This is a genomic window from Variovorax sp. W1I1, from assembly GCF_030815625.1.
GTDB lineage: Bacteria > Pseudomonadota > Gammaproteobacteria > Burkholderiales > Burkholderiaceae_C > Variovorax > Variovorax paradoxus_C.
This window is the reverse complement of record NZ_JAUSWZ010000001.1, coordinates 1921099-1937228: the sequence shown is the minus strand read 5'-3', so window position 1 is coordinate 1937228 and position 16130 is coordinate 1921099. Positions and strand designations below refer to the sequence as shown.

The 16130-nt window shown below is 66.1% G+C and carries 13 protein-coding genes; 2 read left to right on the top strand and 11 right to left on the bottom strand.

Going from position 1 to position 16130, the window contains the following annotated elements; translation table 11 throughout:
* Positions 1-21 precede the first annotated feature (21 nt).
* From ndk to QFZ83_RS09160, 4 genes are all read right to left on the bottom strand, one after another.
* Positions 22-447, bottom strand: coding sequence for a nucleoside-diphosphate kinase (gene ndk, locus QFZ83_RS09175; protein ID WP_013542117.1), 426 nt, complete (start codon positions 445-447; stop codon positions 22-24).
* 152 nt (positions 448-599) lie between these two features.
* Entirely contained in the window at positions 600-2405 is a 1806-nt protein-coding gene (locus QFZ83_RS09170; protein WP_307505269.1) for a pseudouridine synthase, read from the bottom strand.
* Positions 2392-3291, bottom strand: coding sequence for an SMC-Scp complex subunit ScpB (gene scpB / locus QFZ83_RS09165; protein ID WP_307505266.1), 900 nt, complete (start codon positions 3289-3291; stop codon positions 2392-2394). The genes QFZ83_RS09170 and scpB overlap by 14 nt, the downstream gene beginning before the upstream one ends.
* A 129-nt stretch (positions 3292-3420) precedes the next feature.
* Positions 3421-4389, bottom strand: coding sequence for an RluA family pseudouridine synthase (locus QFZ83_RS09160; protein WP_307512666.1), 969 nt, complete (start codon positions 4387-4389; stop codon positions 3421-3423).
* A 71-nt stretch (positions 4390-4460) separates the two neighbouring features.
* Between QFZ83_RS09160 and QFZ83_RS09155 the strand changes: the two genes are divergently transcribed.
* Positions 4461-5267, top strand: coding sequence for an outer membrane protein assembly factor BamD (locus tag QFZ83_RS09155; protein WP_013542121.1), 807 nt, complete (start codon positions 4461-4463; stop codon positions 5265-5267).
* Positions 5268-5329: 62 nt separating this feature from the next.
* Here QFZ83_RS09155 and QFZ83_RS09150 read toward each other — a convergent pair whose 3' ends face one another.
* Both QFZ83_RS09150 and QFZ83_RS09145 read right to left on the bottom strand, forming a co-directional pair.
* Positions 5330-7396, bottom strand: coding sequence for an ATP-dependent DNA helicase (locus QFZ83_RS09150; RefSeq protein WP_307505263.1), 2067 nt, complete (start codon positions 7394-7396; stop codon positions 5330-5332).
* The gene (locus QFZ83_RS09145) at positions 7393-7596 is read right to left on the bottom strand and encodes a YdcH family protein (RefSeq protein WP_041943815.1); all 204 of its coding nucleotides are present in this window, start codon (positions 7594-7596) and stop codon (positions 7393-7395) included. The genes QFZ83_RS09150 and QFZ83_RS09145 overlap by 4 nt, the downstream gene beginning before the upstream one ends.
* Positions 7597-7704: 108 nt before the next feature.
* On the opposite strand from QFZ83_RS09145, the gene QFZ83_RS09140 reads away from it, so the two are divergent.
* A complete protein-coding gene (locus QFZ83_RS09140; RefSeq protein WP_307505261.1) occupies positions 7705-8499 on the top strand; it encodes a PP2C family serine/threonine-protein phosphatase in 795 nt (264 codons plus the stop codon).
* A 17-nt stretch (positions 8500-8516) separates the two neighbouring features.
* On the opposite strand, the gene QFZ83_RS09135 is transcribed toward QFZ83_RS09140, so the two are convergent.
* The 5 genes from QFZ83_RS09135 to QFZ83_RS09115 form a co-directional block, all read right to left on the bottom strand.
* Entirely contained in the window at positions 8517-9182 is a 666-nt protein-coding gene (locus tag QFZ83_RS09135; RefSeq protein WP_307505259.1) for a hypothetical protein, read from the bottom strand.
* Entirely contained in the window at positions 9179-10276 is a 1098-nt protein-coding gene (gene zapE, locus QFZ83_RS09130) for a cell division protein ZapE (RefSeq protein WP_307505256.1), read from the bottom strand. The genes QFZ83_RS09135 and zapE overlap by 4 nt, the downstream gene beginning before the upstream one ends.
* Positions 10277-10280: 4 nt before the next feature.
* A complete protein-coding gene (gene lpdA / locus QFZ83_RS09125; RefSeq protein ID WP_307505253.1) occupies positions 10281-11708 on the bottom strand; it encodes a dihydrolipoyl dehydrogenase in 1428 nt (475 codons plus the stop codon).
* Between the two features lie 154 nt (positions 11709-11862).
* A complete protein-coding gene (odhB, locus tag QFZ83_RS09120; RefSeq protein WP_307505250.1) occupies positions 11863-13128 on the bottom strand; it encodes a 2-oxoglutarate dehydrogenase complex dihydrolipoyllysine-residue succinyltransferase in 1266 nt (421 codons plus the stop codon).
* A gap of 54 nt (positions 13129-13182) precedes the next feature.
* Positions 13183-16059: a 2-oxoglutarate dehydrogenase E1 component gene (locus QFZ83_RS09115; RefSeq protein ID WP_013542129.1), complete on the bottom strand. Its 2877-nt coding sequence runs from the start codon at positions 16057-16059 to the stop codon at positions 13183-13185.
* Between the last annotated feature and the right edge of the window lie 71 nt (positions 16060-16130).

The window sequence follows — 16130 nt, the reverse complement described above, 5'->3', positions numbered from 1 at the left end:
GGAATCAGTCGGCAGACAGCCTCAGCGTGCGTAGACGTTGAGGCCGGCGAAGAAGAACGAGACTTCGTTCGCTGCGGTTTCAGGAGCGTCCGAACCGTGCACGGCGTTCGCGTCGATGCTGTCGGCGAAATCGGCGCGGATGGTGCCGGCGGCTGCCTTCTTGGGGTCGGTGGCGCCCATCAGGTCACGGTTCTTGGCAATGGCGTTCTCGCCTTCGAGCACTTGCACGAACACGGGGCCCGAGATCATGAACTCGACCAGATCCTTGAAGAAGGGACGCTCCTTGTGGACCGAGTAGAACTGTTCGGCTTCGTTGCGCGACAGATGCACCAGCTTGGCGGCAACGATCTTGAGGCCGGCGGCCTCGAAGCGGGAAACGATCTTGCCGATGACGTTCTTGGCAACGGCGTCGGGCTTGATGATGGAGAGGGTACGTTCGATAGCCATTGAAATGCTTCCTGCAGCTTTGATTTTGAAGTGTTTTGTCACAACTGCAACGAGTTTGTTTCGCCACCAGTCGACAAAGCCTCTGATTTTAACCGGCGCAGCCTCCGGGATTGGTGAAAACCCCGCGAAAGCCGCGCCGCGACGGCTGGCTTTCAGCGTCCGCGTCGGCGCGAGCCGGCCGGGCCGCCGTAGCCACCGCCGCCCGAGGCACCACCGCCGCCGGTGCGGCGCCCCCCCGGTCCTCCGCGTTGCTCCTTGCGTTGGCGCGAAAAGCTGTCGGCGCCGATGTAGCCCAGCGAGGTCTTCATCGGATCGGGCTGGTTGGCGCCGCTCGGCTGGCGATCGTCGCCCTGCTGGCGATTGCCGCCACCGCCCTGCCCCTGGCGGTTGTTGCCGCCGGCATTGCCGCGGCGCTGCTGCGGCGGGCCACCGTTGCCACCACCGCCGCCGCGATTGGCGCGGCCACCGCGATCACCGCGCGGCGGACGACCGTCGCCCAGCGGATTCGGAATCGGCGCTTCGCGCCCGTCATCGCGCATCTCGCGCGGCTGCTGTTGTCCTTGCCCCTGACCTTGGCCGCCGCCATTGCGGTTGCCACGGCGCTTCTTGTTGCGTCCGTTGCGGCCGCCGCCTTCGGGACCGCCAGGGCCACGTTGCTGAGGCGCCGCGGGGCGGGCCACCGCACCGCCCGAGGCCTGGAACAGCGCACGGATATCGCGCTCGTCGAGTTCCATCCAGGCGCCACGCTTCAGGCCGCGCGGCAGCACCATCGCGCCATAGCGGATGCGGATCAGCCGGCTGACCGCATGGCCCACCGACTCGAACAGCCGGCGCACTTCGCGGTTGCGGCCTTCGGAAATGGTGACGCGATACCAGCAGTTGGAACCTTCGCCACCGCCCTCTTCGATGGTGCCGAACTGGGCCATGCCGTCTTCGAGGCGCACGCCGTCCAGCAGCTTCTGCTTCTCTTCGCTGCTGAGGGCGCCCAGCACGCGCACCGCGTACTCACGCTCCAGGCCGAAGCGCGGGTGCATCAGTTGATTGGCGAGGTCGCCGGAACTGCTGAACAGCAGCAGGCCTTCGGTGTTCAGGTCAAGCCGACCGACCGATTGCCACTTGCCCTGCTGCAGCCGCGGGAGCTTGCGGAACACGGTGGGCCGGTTCTGCGGGTCGTCATGCGTGACCACTTCGCCGACCGGCTTGTGGTACGCGATCACGCGCGGCGGCGGCGGCGCGATGCGGTAGCGGATCGGCTTGCCGTTGATCTTGACCTGGTCGCCGTACTGGATGCGCTGGCCGATGTGGGCGGGTTCGTTGTTGACAGAAATGCGCCCTTGCAGGATCAGCGCCTCCATCTCGAGCCGCGAACCCAGGCCGGCTTGTGCGAGCACCTTGTGCAGCTTGGGCGAATCGGCCTCGGGCAGCAGCACGCGCTTGAGCGGCGGCACCTCGGGGCTTTCCTCGTCGGCGTCGAACTGGCCCGAGATGACGTCCGAGAAGCGGATCGGCTCGGTCGGGGGCGCGTTGCGTTGCTCGCGTTCGGCGGCACGGCGGGCACGGTCGAGGTCGTCTTCCTCCTCGTCGGGCTCTTCGTCTTCGTCCTCATCGTCACCCTGGTCGCCCCGATCGCCTTGATCACCACGGGGAACCTCTTCTGCCGCACGCTCCTCGCGAGCGACCGCTACCGGAGCGGCTTCTTCAGACGCAGCCACCGGCGACTCGACCGCCGGCTCCATAGGCTCGGCCTGCTCGACTACGGGTGGTGCGCCAGCCTCATCGGCCACAGCCTCGACGACCTTCTTCTTGCGCGGGCGCCGCTTCTTGGGAGCCTCGCCATCGGCAGACGCTGCGGAGTCGATGCCAGCATCCGCAGCTTGCTCAGGCGCCGGCGCCTCTTTCTTCTCGGATTCAGGCGCGATCGGCAGGTTTCCCGCGTCGTCGATGTCAGATGGGCTCATGGGGTTTTTCCGGAGGAACTGCGTGGGAATCGACCTCGTCCTGGGACGCGGCATCGGGGTCGGAATCGGTGGTAACGGGGACGGGCTCGGCTTCGGCGGGAGATTCGGCCTCTTCGCCCGCGGAAAGCGGGGCTTCCTCCGCTTCGGCAACGTCAGCGGACGCAACGTCTTCGGCCACCTGCGCGGCGGCGGCTTCCAGCACTTCGGGAGCGGCTTCGACGGAATCGCCGGCCGACAGCGGCGTCTCTTGTGGCATCACATCTGCATCGCCATCGGCGGACGCATCGGCATCCGACTCGGCAACGGCGTCCATGGGCAGGCCCTGCTGGCTGCCGGACGCCTGCTCGAGCGCATCGACCAACGCGGCCTGCTGCGCGGGGGTTTCGATCAGCGGCAACTGGTCGAGCGAAGCCAGGCCGAGGTCGTCGAGAAACTGGCGGGTGGTCGCGTACAGCGCGGGGCGGCCGACGGTTTCGCGGTGGCCGATCACTTCGACCCAGCCGCGGTCCTCGAGTTGCTTCAGGATCAGCGAGTTGATCGTGACGCCGCGGATGTCTTCCATGTCGCCGCGCGTGGCCGGCTGGCGGTAGGCAATGATGGCCAGGGTCTCGAGCGCGGCGCGCGTGTAGCGCGGCGGCTTCTCGGGGTGCAGGCGATCGAGGTGGTCTCGCATCTCGGGCCGGCTCTGGAAGCGCCAGCCGCTGCCGACGCTCACAAGCTCCAGGCCGCGTTGCGCCCAGTCTTCCTGCAGTTCAAGCAACAGCACCTTGATGGTGTCCACACCCAGCTCGTCGTCGAACAGCACGCGCAGATCGCGCACCGGCAACGGCTGGCTCGAACAGATCAAGGCGGTTTCGAGAATGCGCTTGGCATCCGCCGTATTCATGGTTCGCGTTATCCGGGAAAAGGCGCCTCAAGGGCGCTTGTTCAGAAGGATGAAAGAAGTAGGCGTTGCCGGCACGCGGCGAGTGCAACGCAGGGCCGGCTTCGGGGGGCCGGCGCGGCCCTTGGGCCGTCAGGCGCGATTGTAGTCCAGCCCCCAGGACTGCAAAGCCTGAACGAGGTCCGGCGGCGGCAGCGAGTGGAACTCGAGCGCCGCCTGCGTGACGGGATGCACGAAGGCCAGCCGGAACGCATGCAGCGCCTGACGCGCGAGCCCCACGGCCGGAGCGCCGCCGTAAAGCGCATCGCCAACCAGCGGATGGCCGATCGACGCCATGTGCACCCGGATCTGATGGGTGCGGCCCGTTTCGAGCGTGCAGCGCACCACGCAGCCTTCCGAATGGCTGTCGAGCCGCTCGATCAGCGTGCGGGCCGTCTTGCCCGAATGGCGCTCCAGGTCGACCACGGCCATGCGCAGCCGGTTGCGCGGATCGCGCCCGATCGGCGCATCGACCTGGCGGGCCGCGGCGCCCACCCACGGCTTGTGCCCGATGGCGAGGTATTGCCGCTTGACCTCGCGCGCGGCGATCAGCGCCACCAGCGCGTCCATCGCGGCACGGGTGCGCGCGACGACCATCAGCCCGCTGGTGTCGCGGTCGAGCCGGTGCACGATGCCCGCGCGGGGCAGCAGCACGGCTTTCGGGTCCAGCGCCAGCAGCCCGTTCAGGAGCGTGCCGCTCCAGTGCCCCGGGGCCGGGTGCACGACGAGGCCGGCGGGCTTGTCGACGATGCGCAGGTGCTCGTCCTCGAACACGGTGATGAGATCCATCGGCTCGGGCCGGAAGGCCTGGCTCTGGGGCGTGGGGCGCAGTTCGATGCGCCCCGCCTGCCCCGCGCGCACCGTGGCCGAAGCCTTGGTAAGCGTACGGCCCTGGAACTCGACGGCACCGGCCTCGATCAACTGCTGCAAGTAACTTCTGGAAAATTCGGGCACCAGGGCCGCCAGGGCCCGGTCGAGCCGCTGGCCATGCTCTGCTTGACCGATCGCAAAGGGACGCAGCTCGCTCGGTTCGGCCGGATCGGCGCCCTCTTCGAGCTCCATGGTTTCCGGGGGATCGGCCAAAGGGTCGGTCGATATAATTGAAGGCAACTGTTTCACGAAAGCCGTATGTGATGTTTCGCGCCAAATTATCGGTCCCTGCCTGGATCGCGCTCAGCGCGGCGGCCTTGCTCGCTACCGGCTGCTCCTCCACCAAGGAAGACAAGACCGCTTCCTGGAGCCCCAACCGCATTTATTCGGAAGCCAAGGAAGAGTCCAGTTCGGGCGCCTACGACAAGGCCGTACCGCTGTACGAGAAGCTCGAAGGCCGCGCCGCCGGCACGCCGCTCGCGCAGCAGGCTCAGCTGGAAAAGGCCTACGCCCAATACAAGGGCGGCGAAAAGGCCAGTGCCATCGCCACCATCGACCGCTTCATGAAGCTGCACCCAGCCAGCCCGGCGCTCGATTACGCGCTCTACCTGAAGGGCGTCATCAACTTCAACGACGACCTGGGCATGTTCGCCTTCCTCACGCGCCAGGACCTGTCCGAGCGTGACCAGAAGGCCGCCAAGGAATCGTTCGAGTCGTTCCGCGACCTCGTGACGCGCTTCCCCGATTCGCGCTATGCGCCCGACGCGCGCCAGCGCATGAACTACATCGTGAATTCGCTCGCGCAATACGAGGTTCACGTGGCTCGCTACTACTACACGCGCGGCGCCTACCTCGCGGCCATCAACCGGGCACAGATCGCACTGGCCGACTACCGCGAAGTGCCGGCGCTCGAAGAAGCCCTGTACATCATGGTGAAGTCGTACGACGCCCTCGGCATGAAGGACTTGCGCGACGATGCCCAGCGCGTGCTGACCACCAACTACCCACAGAGCACCTACCTGGCGAACGGCTTCAAGGGCAACAACGACCCTTGGTGGAAGGTCTGGTGAAGTAAGAGAGCCTCCGGCGGCTCTTCACTTCGCTTCGTGTAGCTCCCGCAAAGGGAGGCACATCAGTACGGGTTCTTGAGGGCGCCGATGGCGCTCTCGAAATCCGCCTCGGTTTCCAGCCGCCGCATCGGCGGCAGCGCCGCCAGCAAGCGGCGCCCGTAGCCCATCGCCACCAGCCGGGTGTCGCAGATCGCCAGCACGCCGCTGTCGGTCTCGCGGCGAATCAAACGCCCCGCACCCTGCTTGAGCGCCACCGCCGCCTCGGGCAGCGAATAGTCACTGAACGAACTGCGCCCCTGCGCTTCCAGACGCTGCGAACGCGCCTCGACCAGCGGATCGTTTGGCGGCGGGAACGGCAGCTTGTCGATCACCACCAGCTGCAGCGCATCGCCAGGTGCATCGAAGCCCTCCCAGAACGACGCCGACGCCACCAGCACGCAGCCGGCACGCCCTTCGTTCGCGCCTTCGCGGAATCGCTCCATGAGCACACGCTTGGGCAGTTCGCCCTGGACCAATACTTCGGGTCGCACTGCCGCATCGAGCAGCTCGAAATACTGCTTCATCGCGTCGCCGATGGTGCGCAATGCGCGCAGCGTGGTCGTCAGCACCAGCGTGCGTCCACCGAGCTCCGCGGCGCCGCGTGCGGCCAATTGCGCAACCTTCGCGCTGTGCGATGGGTCGTTGGGTTTCGGAAAGACGCGCGGGACGTACAACGCCGCTTGCGATGCATAGTCGAACGGGCTCTGCACGCGCAGCACCTCGGCATCGCCCAAGCCGCAAGGCTCGGTGAACCAGCGCAGCGTGGGCTCGTCGCCCAGCGTGGCGGACGTGAAGACCCAGGCGCGGCGGTCGTGTTCCCGCTCATGCGCCGCGGGGCGCTCGCCGTACGCGTCGGTGTCGCTGTCGTCTTCGTCGTCCGGCTCGCTGATCTTGAGCACGCGCTTGCGCATCGCCTCGGCAATGTCGAGTGGCGACTCGATGAGCCGCAGCTGCGAGCCCACGTCCACCCAGCGCACTGAATCGACCGCACACGGCAATGCGAAGCGCGCCGAGCGCTTGGCGAGCTGCTGGGCCCGCTCGTGCAGGCGCACGAAGTCAGGAGAAATTTCGCTGACGGTATCGAGCCCTTCGGCTGCAAGTTCGAACGAATGCTGCAGGTCTTCGAGCGCCTTCTGCCAGGCACCCGGATCGACGCCCTCGGGCGACTCACCCAGCCAGCGCAGCTTGGCGCCGGGCCATTGCTTGCCGACCACGAGCCGCAACTCGCGCGCGGCGCGCTCGACCGCCGCCACCAGCTGCTGCCAATCGACCAGCCCGCGCGCATGCTGCAAACCGGCGCCCAGCATGTCGCGCGCGAAGTCGAGCGCCTGGCCGCTGCCCAGCTGCGCACCGAGAAATTGCACGCCGGTTTCGTTGAGCTGATGCGCTTCGTCGAACACCACCAAGCTCACGCTCGGCAGCAGTTCGGCCATGCCGGTCTCGCGCACCGCGAGATCGGCAAAGAACAGGTGATGGTTGATAACCACGATGTCGGCCGCCAGCGCCTCGCGCCGCGCCAAGTTCACGTGGCAGGGCTTGAACTGCGGGCACTGCGCGCCCAGGCAGTTCTCGCGCGTGGACGTGATGAGTGGAATGAGCGGCGAGCGCTCGTCGAGCCCCGGCAGCTCGGCCAGGTCGCCGGTGCGCGTGGCCTTGGACCATTGCTCGATCTTGGCGAGCGTTCGCAGGCTGCCGCGTTCGGGCAAGGAGGCGTCGTGGCGCGCCGTGTCGAGCCGGTGCAGGCACAGGTAGCTGCCCCGCCCCTTCAGGAGCGCCGTGCGCACCGGCAGGCCGAAGGCCTCGACCAGCCGCGGCAGGTCGCGGCCGAACAACTGGTCCTGCAAGGTCTTGGTGGCCGTCGACAGCAACACGCGCTCGCCGCTCAACAGCGCCGGCACGAGGTACGAGAAAGTCTTGCCGACGCCGGTGCCGGCCTCGACCACCAGCACGCCTCCCTGGTCGATGGTGCGGGCCACCGCCATCGCCATGTCGGTCTGGCCCGAACGCTCACGGAAGTGATCGGCGGCGTGCGAGAGCACCCCGCCCTGCGCGAACGCATCGCGCACCTTGTCCTCGAGCGTCTCGCTCACGCGGGCTCTCTCGGATCGAGCATGTTCTCCACGCGCGTGATCTGGTCGCGTAGCGCGAGACGGCGCTTCTTCAAGCGTCGCAGCAGGAGCTCGTCTTGCGGCGAGGCTTCGGCGAGGCGATCGATGGTGGCGTCGAGATCGGCGTGCTCGATGCGCAGTTCGATCAGTTGGCGGGAAAGGGAGTGGAGATTGGAGTCCAACGGTGGGTGTGCGAACGCGAGGTTTGCGCGGCGCATGTTCATTCGATAATACGTCCTGATACGAATTTACGAGAAGACAGGAAGCGCGCCTTCGGCGCACATGTGCTCATGACCCAAGGCTTTCGACTTGCCGCCGCCACCGGACTCCACAAGGGAGACCGCCCCTATCAACAGGACCAGGTGTTGATGATGAGCCATCCGCGCACGCCGGGCTGTGTCCTGGGCGTCATCGCCGACGGCATGGGCGGCCGCAGCGGGGGCCGCAAGGCTTCCGACCAGGTGCTGATGACGGCGCGCCAGCTCTTCACCCGCTACCACCCCGAGCGCGACGACCCCGAGGCCATCCTGCGCCAGTTGCTCGACGACGCGCACACGGTCATCAAGCTCACCGCGATCTCCAGCGAGCAGGAGCCGCACAGCACGCTGGCCGCCTTCCTCATGAACCCCAAGGGCGACTGCGCCTGGATCCATGCGGGCGACTCGCGCATCTATCATTTCCGCGACGGGCAACTGGTCAAACGCACGCGCGACCATTCGTACGTGCAGGCGCTGGTGGATCGCGGCCAGATCAGCGAGGCCGAGGCCAATGTGCATCCCCAGGGCAATATCCTGCTCGGGTGCCTGGGAATGGCGACGACGCCGCCGCCCATCGACCCGCACTACATCCCGAAGATGCAACCGGGCGACTTGCTGATGGCATGCAGCGACGGCCTTTGGCACTACTTCAGCCCCGCGGAACTCGCGAGCGTGCTGTACGCACAGTCGCCGCGCGATGCGGTAGAGATCCTGGTGAGAGAAGCGCGTCGCCGCGCCCGCGGCACGGGCGACAACATTTCCATTGCAGTGCTGAAGCTCGATTCGCTGCCGACGACGGCAACGGCCACCACCGCAACAACGGCCTGATCGCGGCAGTAGCGCCCTTAGCGTGCCGGCGATGACGCGGGCGCCGCCGGTGGCAGCGGTGCACCGCGTGGCTTCGTGCGATTGGCATTCTGGCGCTCGCGGCTCGCCCTGTGCTCTTCCGCCTTGCGCTGCTTTTCTGCAAAACGCTCCGCTTCGGCGGGCGCCTCGGCACGGCGTTGAGCGGCCTTGGCCTGTGCGTCGGCGTGCGCCTTCTGCTTGTCGTCGAACTGCTTCTGCCGCTCGGCGGCTTCGGCCGCTGTGGAGGCCCGGCTGGCGGCATGGTCGGCGGCGCGCTGTTCGCGGTCCTTCTGATCCTTGGCCGACTGGTCGCGCTTTTCCTGCGTATCCGCCGGACGCTGCGTGGCGGCCTTCTGGTCGAGCTTCTGCTGCTCCGCCGCGCCGGCGCGCTGGCGCTGGATGTCGTTGATCGCCGTTTCCTGGCGCTTGATGCTGTCGAGTTCCGTGCGCCGGCGGCCGCGGCTCTCGCGCAGGCAATCCTCGACCGCGAATTTCTTGTAGCAAGCCGTTCGCTCCTGCAGGAAGCGCGCCTCGATCGCGTCGCGTTCGGCAGAAAGCCGGGTGCGCTCGGCCTCGAGATTGGCGTTGCCCGCCGCAGCATTCGACTGCGCCCAGAGCGGAAGGCTGGCCAAGGTCATCAGCAAGGCAAGGGCAATTTTTTTCATGTGAGTCGGGTATCGACGATGCGGCGTTCCAGGGAGAGGAACTCGCTCGACTGCATTTCAGTGAGGCGGGAAACCGTGCGCGGGAACTCGTGCGCGAGCGGCCCCTCGGTGTACAACGCCTCCGGCGGAACCTCAGCCGACATGATGAGCTTCACGCGCCGGTCGTACAAGACATCGACCAGCCAGGTGAAACGGCGTGCTTCCGAGGCCATGCGCACGGGCATGTGCGGCACGTCGGACAAGAGCACCGTGTGGAACTGGCTCGCGATTTCGAGGTAGTCGTTCTGCGAGCGTGGCCCGCCGCACAGCGTCTTGAAATCGAACCAGACCACGCCGCCGGCCTTGCGCCGTGCGCGGATCTCGCGCGCCTCGATGTGCAGCACCGGGTTCTCGTCAGCCGTCTCGGCCAGCTTGTCGAAGGCCTTGCGCATTTCCTTCTCGGCCGACGCATCGTTCGGCGTGAGGTACATGCGCAGTTGCTCGAGCGTGCGGCGCCGGTAGTCGGTGCCGTTGTCCACGCTCAACACTTCGAGCTTCTCGTTGAGCAGCGCGATCGCGGGCAGGATGCGGTCGCGGTGCAGCCCGCCGGGGTACAGGTCGTCGGGCTTGAAATTGGAGGTGGTGACAAAGCCCACGCCGTTCTCGAACAGCGACACCAGTAGCCGATGAAGAATCATCGCGTCGGTGATGTCCGCCACGTGGAATTCGTCAAAGCAGATCAGCTTGTAGCGCTTCGAAATGCGCAGCCCCAGCTCGTCGAGCGGATTGACCGTGCCCTGCAGCTCCCGCAGTTCGCGGTGCACCTCGCGCATGAATTCGTGAAAGTGCAGCCGCGTCTTGCGGCGCAGCGGCACCGCGTTGAAGAACAGGTCCATCAGGAAGCTCTTGCCCCGCCCAACGCCACCGTACATGTAGACGCCACGCGGCAGCTCGGGCCGGTTGATGAACTTCTTCAGCGCGTTGGAACGCTGGGCCTTGTACTCGGCCCATTCGCTCGCACAGCGATCCAGCGCCTCCACCGCGCGCAGTTGCGCGGGATCGCTGTGGAACCCGCGCAAGGCGAGTTCCTTTTCGTAAGCCTCTTTGACGCTCAAGGGGTCAGAAGTTGAGCGTGCGCTTGTCGACGGCGAGCGCGGCTTCCTTCGTGGCTTCCGACAGCGACGGGTGCGCGTGGCAGATGCGCGCGATGTCTTCGGCGCTCGCCTTGAACTCCATCGCCACCACGGCTTCGGAGATCAGTTCGCTCACCTGCGGGCCCACCATGTGCACGCCCAGGATCTCGTCGGTCGTGGCATCGGCCAGGAACTTGACCATGCCGGTCGTGTCGCCCAGCGCGCGCGCGCGGCCGTTCGCGAGGAACGGGAAGGTGCCGGCCTTGTAGGCGCGGCCTTCGGCCTTGAGTTGCTGCTCGGTCTGGCCGACCCACGCGATTTCGGGGTGCGTGTAGATCACCCACGGAATCGTGTTGAAGTTGACGTGACCATGCTGGCCGGCAATGCGCTCGGCCACGGCAACGCCCTCTTCCTCGGCCTTGTGCGCGAGCATCGGGCCGCGCACCACGTCGCCGATCGCCCACACGTTGGGCAGGTTGGTCTTGCAGTCGCCGTCCACGTTGATGGCACCGCGCTCGTCGAGCGCGAGGCCCACGGCATCGGCGGCCAGGCCGATGGTGTTGGGCACGCGGCCGATCGACACGATCAGCTTGTCGACGTCCAGCACCTGGGCTTCGCCCTTGGCGTTGGTCCAGGCGATCGAGACGCCCTTCTTGCCCGACTTGATCTCGCCGACCTTCACACCCAGTTCGATCTTCAGGCCTTGCTTGTCGAAGGCCTTCTTGGCTTCCTTGGCGATCTGTTCGTCCACTGCACCGAGGAACGTGGGCAGCGCTTCGAGCACCGTCACTTCCGAGCCGAGGCGGCGCCACACCGAGCCCATTTCCAGGCCGATCACGCCCGAGCCGATCAACGCGAGCTTCTTGGGCACGGCGCCGATGCGCAGTGCGCCGTCGTTCGAGAGGATGTTCTCTTCGTCGAAGGCCGCACCCGGCAGCGCGCGGGCGTTGGAGCCCGTGGCCACGATGATGTGCTTGCCGACGATGGTTTCCTCGGCGGCGCCCGCCACCTTGATCTCGTAGCCGCCGTCGGCAGCCTTCACGAACGAGCCACGGCCGTGGAACGACGTGATCTTGTTCTTCTTGAACAGGTAGGTGATGCCGTCGTTGTTCTGCTTCACGACCTGGTCCTTGCGGGCCAGCATCTTGTCGATGTCGAGCGAGAGGCCCGACACCTTGATGCCGTGGTCCGCAAAGCCGTGGCCCGCGTGCTCGAAGTGCTCCGACGATTGCAGCAGCGCCTTCGAGGGAATGCAGCCGACGTTGGTGCAGGTGCCGCCGAGCGCGGGACCGCCCTTGGCGTTCTTCCACTCGTCGATGCAGGCCACGTTGAAGCCGAGTTGCGCCGCACGGATCGCGGCGATGTAGCCACCGGGGCCGCCGCCGATGACGATGACGTCGAATTGTTTGCTCATAGGGTTTCCGTTTCAGTTGGCGGACGCGTCACTGATTGGCATCCTTCGCGAAACACCGCGGAACCGGCTTTGCCGGGCCGCGGGTGTTGCCCCTTGGTGGGGGTTGGCGAAGCGACACGAAGTGCGCGCAGCCTGGGGGTGAGTCAGATGCCGATCAGATGTCGAACAGCAGGCGCGACGGATCTTCCAGCGCTTCCTTCATCGCGACCAGCCCCAGCACGGCTTCACGGCCGTCGATGATGCGGTGGTCGTAGCTCATGGCCAGGTAGTTCATCGGACGGATGACGATCTGGCCGTTCTCCACCACAGCGCGGTCCTTGGTGGCGTGCACGCCGAGGATGGCCGACTGGGGCGGGTTGATGATCGGCGTCGAGAGCATCGAGCCGAAGGTGCCGCCGTTCGAGATGGAGAACGTGCCACCGGTCATCTCTTCGATGCCCAGCTTGCCGTCCTGCGCCTTCTTGCCGTACTCGGCGATCTTCTTCTCGATGTCGGCAAAGCTCATCTGGTCGGCGTTGCGCAGGATCGGCACCACCAGGCCGCGCGGCGAACCGACGGCGATGCCGATGTCGAAGTAGCCGTGGTACAGGATGTCGTTGCCGTCGACCGAGGCGTTGATCACCGGGTACTTCTTGAGCGCATGCACCGCGGCCTTCACGAAGAAGGACATGAAGCCGAGCTTCACGCCGTGTTCCTTGGTGAAGCTGTCCTGGAAGCGCTTGCGCAGTTCCATGACGGGCGCCATGTTCACTTCGTTGAAGGTCGTCAGGATCGCGTTGGTCGACTGCGACTGGATCAGGCGCTCGGCGATGCGGGCGCGCAGGCGGCTCATCGGCACGCGCTGTTCCGGACGCTCTCCGAGGTCGGACGAACCTACCGGCGAGGCGACCTGCGGCAGTGCGGGCTTGGCAGCCGGTGCGGGGATGGCGGCAGCGGCAGGCTTGGCGCCCGAAGCCACTGCACCGAGCACGTCGCCCTTGGTCACGCGGCCGTCCTTGCCGGTGCCGGCAACGTCGCCGGTCTTGAGGTTGTTGTCGGCCAGCAGCTTGGCGGCGGCGGGCATGGCAACGTCCGACTTCGAACCGCCGGTGGCGGCGGCAGCGGCTGCCGGAGCAGGCGCGGCAGCAGCCGGAGCAGCGGCAGCAGGTGCTGCAGCCGGGGCAGCGGCGCTGGCCTTGCCTTCGGTGTCGATTTTGGCGATCAGCTGATCGGCCACCACGGTGGCGCCATCGGGCTGCACGATTTCGGCCAGCACGCCGGCCGAGGGGGCGGGCACTTCCAGCACGACCTTGTCGGTCTCGATCTCGATCAGGATTTCATCGACGGCGACGGCTTCGCCGGCCTTCTTCTTCCAGGTGAGCATGGTGGCTTCGGCCACGGATTCGGAAAGCTGGGGGACTTTGACTTCTACGATAGACATTTGGAGATTGCTCCGTATTTTTCTTGAGGGTGTTCGTGTGAAAAGAGGCTTGTATTACTTGGTCAGCACGAAGCCCTTGAGCTTGCCAAATGCGCCATCGACGAGCGCCTTCTGCTGTTCCTGGTGCAGGTGCGAATACCCGACCGCCGGCGATGCCGAAGCGGCACGGCCGGAGTAGCCGAGCTTCTGGCCTTCCTGCATGTTTTCGTGGATGTAGTGCTGCACGAAGAACCAGGCGCCCTGGTTCTGCGGTTCGTCCTGGCACCACACCACGTCCGTGAGGTTCGGGTACTTCTTGATCTCGGCGGCAAAGGCCTTGTGCGGGAACGGGTAGAGCTGCTCGACGCGGATGATCGCCACGTCGTCGTTGCCCTGCTCCTCGCGCTTCTTGGCCAGGTCGTAGTAGACCTTGCCCGAGCAGGCGATCAGGCGCTTGACCTTCTCTGCCTTCAGACCCTTGCTGTCGGGAATGACGGTCTGGAAGCTGCCCTTGGTGAACTCGGAAAGCGGCGAGGTCGCGTCCTTGTTCCGCAGGAGCGACTTGGGCGTCATGATGATCAGGGGCTTGCGCAGGTTGCGCACCATCTGGCGGCGCAGCACGTGGAAGATCTGACTGGCGGTGGTGGGCTGAACCACCTGCATGTTGGTGTCGGCGCTCAGCTGCATGAAGCGCTCCAGGCGTGCCGAGCTGTGCTCGGGGCCCTGGCCTTCGTAGCCGTGCGGCAGCATCATCGTGAGGCCGTTGACGCGGCCCCACTTCACTTCGCCCGAGGCGATGAACTGGTCGATCACCACCTGGGCGCCGTTCACGAAGTCGCCGAACTGGGCTTCCCAGATGACGAGCGTGTTCGGGTCGTTCGAGGCGTAGCCGTATTCGAACGCGAGCACGGCTTCTTCCGACAGGATCGAGTCGATCACGACGAACGGGGCCTGGTTCTCGGCCACGTTCTGCAGCGGCGTGTAGGTGCCTTCGTCGAACTTCTCGCGGTTCTGGTCGTGCAGCACGGCGTGGCGGTGCGTGAACGTGCCGCGGCCCGAGTCTTCGCCCGACAGGCGCACCGGGTAGCCGCTGGCCACCAACGAGGCGAAGGCCATGTGCTCGCCCATGCCCCAGTCGACGTTGACGTCGCCGCGGCCCATGGCGGCGCGGTCGTCCAGCACCTTCTTCACCAGCGGATGCACGGTGAAGCCTTGCGGCACGGTGGTGATCTTCTCGGCCAGGCGCTTCCACTCGCTCGAGGGAATGGCGGTGTCGCCGGCGTCGGTCCACTTCTTGTTGAGGTACGGGCTCCAGTCGACGGCGTACTTGCTCTTGAAGTTGGTGAGCACCGGATCGACGGTGTTCTTGCCTTCGTCGAACGCGGCGCGCTGCGCCTTGACCATGTCATCGCCGAGCGTGTCGCCCAGGCCCTGAGCGGCCAGCTTGTCGGCGTACAGCTTGCGCGTGCCGGGGTGCTGGGCGATCTTCTTGTACATGAGCGGCTGGGTGAGCGAGGGGGTGTCCTGCTCGTTGTGACCCAACTTGCGGAAGCAGATGATGTCGACAACCACGTCCTTCTGGAATTCCATGCGGAACTCCAGCGCGAGCTGGGTGGCGAGCACCACGGCTTCGGGATCGTCGCCGTTCACGTGCAGCACCGGCGCATCGACCATCTTGACGATGTCGGTGCAATACAGCGTCGAGCGGCTGTCGCGCGGGTCGCTGGTGGTGAAGCCGATCTGGTTGTTGATGACGATGTGCACCGTGCCGCCGGTGGAGTAGCCACGGGTTTCGGCCAGCGCCAGCGTTTCCATCACGACGCCCTGGCCCGCGAAGGCGGCGTCGCCGTGCACGATCACGGGCAGCACCTGCTTGCCCAGCGGGTCGGCGCGGCGGTCCATGCGGGCGCGCACCGAGCCTTCGACCACGGGGTTCACGATTTCAAGGTGCGAGGGGTTGAACGCAAGGCTCAGGTGGACCGGGCCGCCGGGGGTGGTCACGTCCGAACTGAAGCCCTGGTGGTACTTCACGTCGCCGCTGGGCAGCTCTTCGGGGGCGGTGTGGTCGAACTCTGCGAACAGGTCGGCCGGCATCTTGCCGAGCGAATTGACCAGCACGTTCAGGCGGCCGCGGTGGGCCATGCCGATCACGATTTCCTGCACGCCCTTGACGCCGGCCTGGGTGATCAGTTCGTCCATCGAGACGATGAAGCTTTCGCCGCCTTCAAGCGAGAAACGCTTCTGGCCGACGTACTTGGTGTGCAGGAAGCGCTCCAGGCCCTCGGCCGCGGTCAGGCGGTTGAGCACGTGCTTCTTCTGCTCGGCGCTCAGCTTCGGGTTGGTGCGCGCGCTTTCGAGCTTCTGCTGCCACCAGCGCTTGTGGTTCTGGTCGGTGGTGTACATGTACTCGGCGCCCATCGTGCCGCAGTACGTTTCGCGCAAGGCATTGAGCAGGTCGCGCAACGACATGGTCTCCTTGCCGAAGAAGGTGTTGCTGGTGTTGAACACCGTCTCGAGGTCGGCATCGGCGAAGCCGTAGAACGAGGGCTCGAGTTCCGGAATGGCCGGGCGCTCGGCGCGCTTCAGGGGATCGAGGTCGGCCCAGCGTGCGCCGACGTTGCGGTAGGCGGCGATCAGCTGCTGAACTGCGGTGCGCTTGCGGCCGAGTTCGGAGTCGGCGCCGCTGGCCTGCACGACCTTGGTCGTACCCTGCTTCGCGCGTTCGGCGAAAGCGTTGATGACCGGCAGGTGTGGAACGTCGCGGGTGTTGGTGCCGTCGGCCGCAGGAACGTTCTGCAGGGCGTCGAAGTACGAACGCCAGTTGTCGGGAACGCTGCCGGGGTTGGAGAGGTAGTTTTCGTACATCTCTTCGACATAGGGCGCATTGCCGCCGAAGAGGTAGGTGTTGCCTTGATAGGCGGTGTACGCCGTGGGCGTAGAGGAATCGCTCATGATCCGCTGACCTTCGCTTCCCTGAAGGAAGCACTAGCTGGTTTAAGAAACCTTCCGCGACACGGCTGAAC

Coding starts and splice junctions, on each gene's coding strand:
- odhB (WP_307505250.1), bottom strand. CDS start 13,128: ATGTCTATCGTAGAAGTCAAAGTCCCCCAGCTTTCCGAATCCGTGGCC.
- QFZ83_RS09160 (WP_307512666.1), bottom strand. CDS start 4,389: ATGGAGCTCGAAGAGGGCGCCGATCCGGCCGAACCGAGCGAGCTGCGT.
- QFZ83_RS09170 (WP_307505269.1), bottom strand. CDS start 2,405: ATGAGCCCATCTGACATCGACGACGCGGGAAACCTGCCGATCGCGCCT.
- ndk (WP_013542117.1), bottom strand. CDS start 447: ATGGCTATCGAACGTACCCTCTCCATCATCAAGCCCGACGCCGTTGCC.
- lpdA (WP_307505253.1), bottom strand. CDS start 11,708: ATGAGCAAACAATTCGACGTCATCGTCATCGGCGGCGGCCCCGGTGGC.
- QFZ83_RS09155 (WP_013542121.1), top strand. CDS start 4,461: ATGTTTCGCGCCAAATTATCGGTCCCTGCCTGGATCGCGCTCAGCGCG.
- QFZ83_RS09115 (WP_013542129.1), bottom strand. CDS start 16,059: ATGAGCGATTCCTCTACGCCCACGGCGTACACCGCCTATCAAGGCAAC.
- QFZ83_RS09140 (WP_307505261.1), top strand. CDS start 7,705: ATGACCCAAGGCTTTCGACTTGCCGCCGCCACCGGACTCCACAAGGGA.
- QFZ83_RS09135 (WP_307505259.1), bottom strand. CDS start 9,182: ATGAAAAAAATTGCCCTTGCCTTGCTGATGACCTTGGCCAGCCTTCCG.
- scpB (WP_307505266.1), bottom strand. CDS start 3,291: ATGAATACGGCGGATGCCAAGCGCATTCTCGAAACCGCCTTGATCTGT.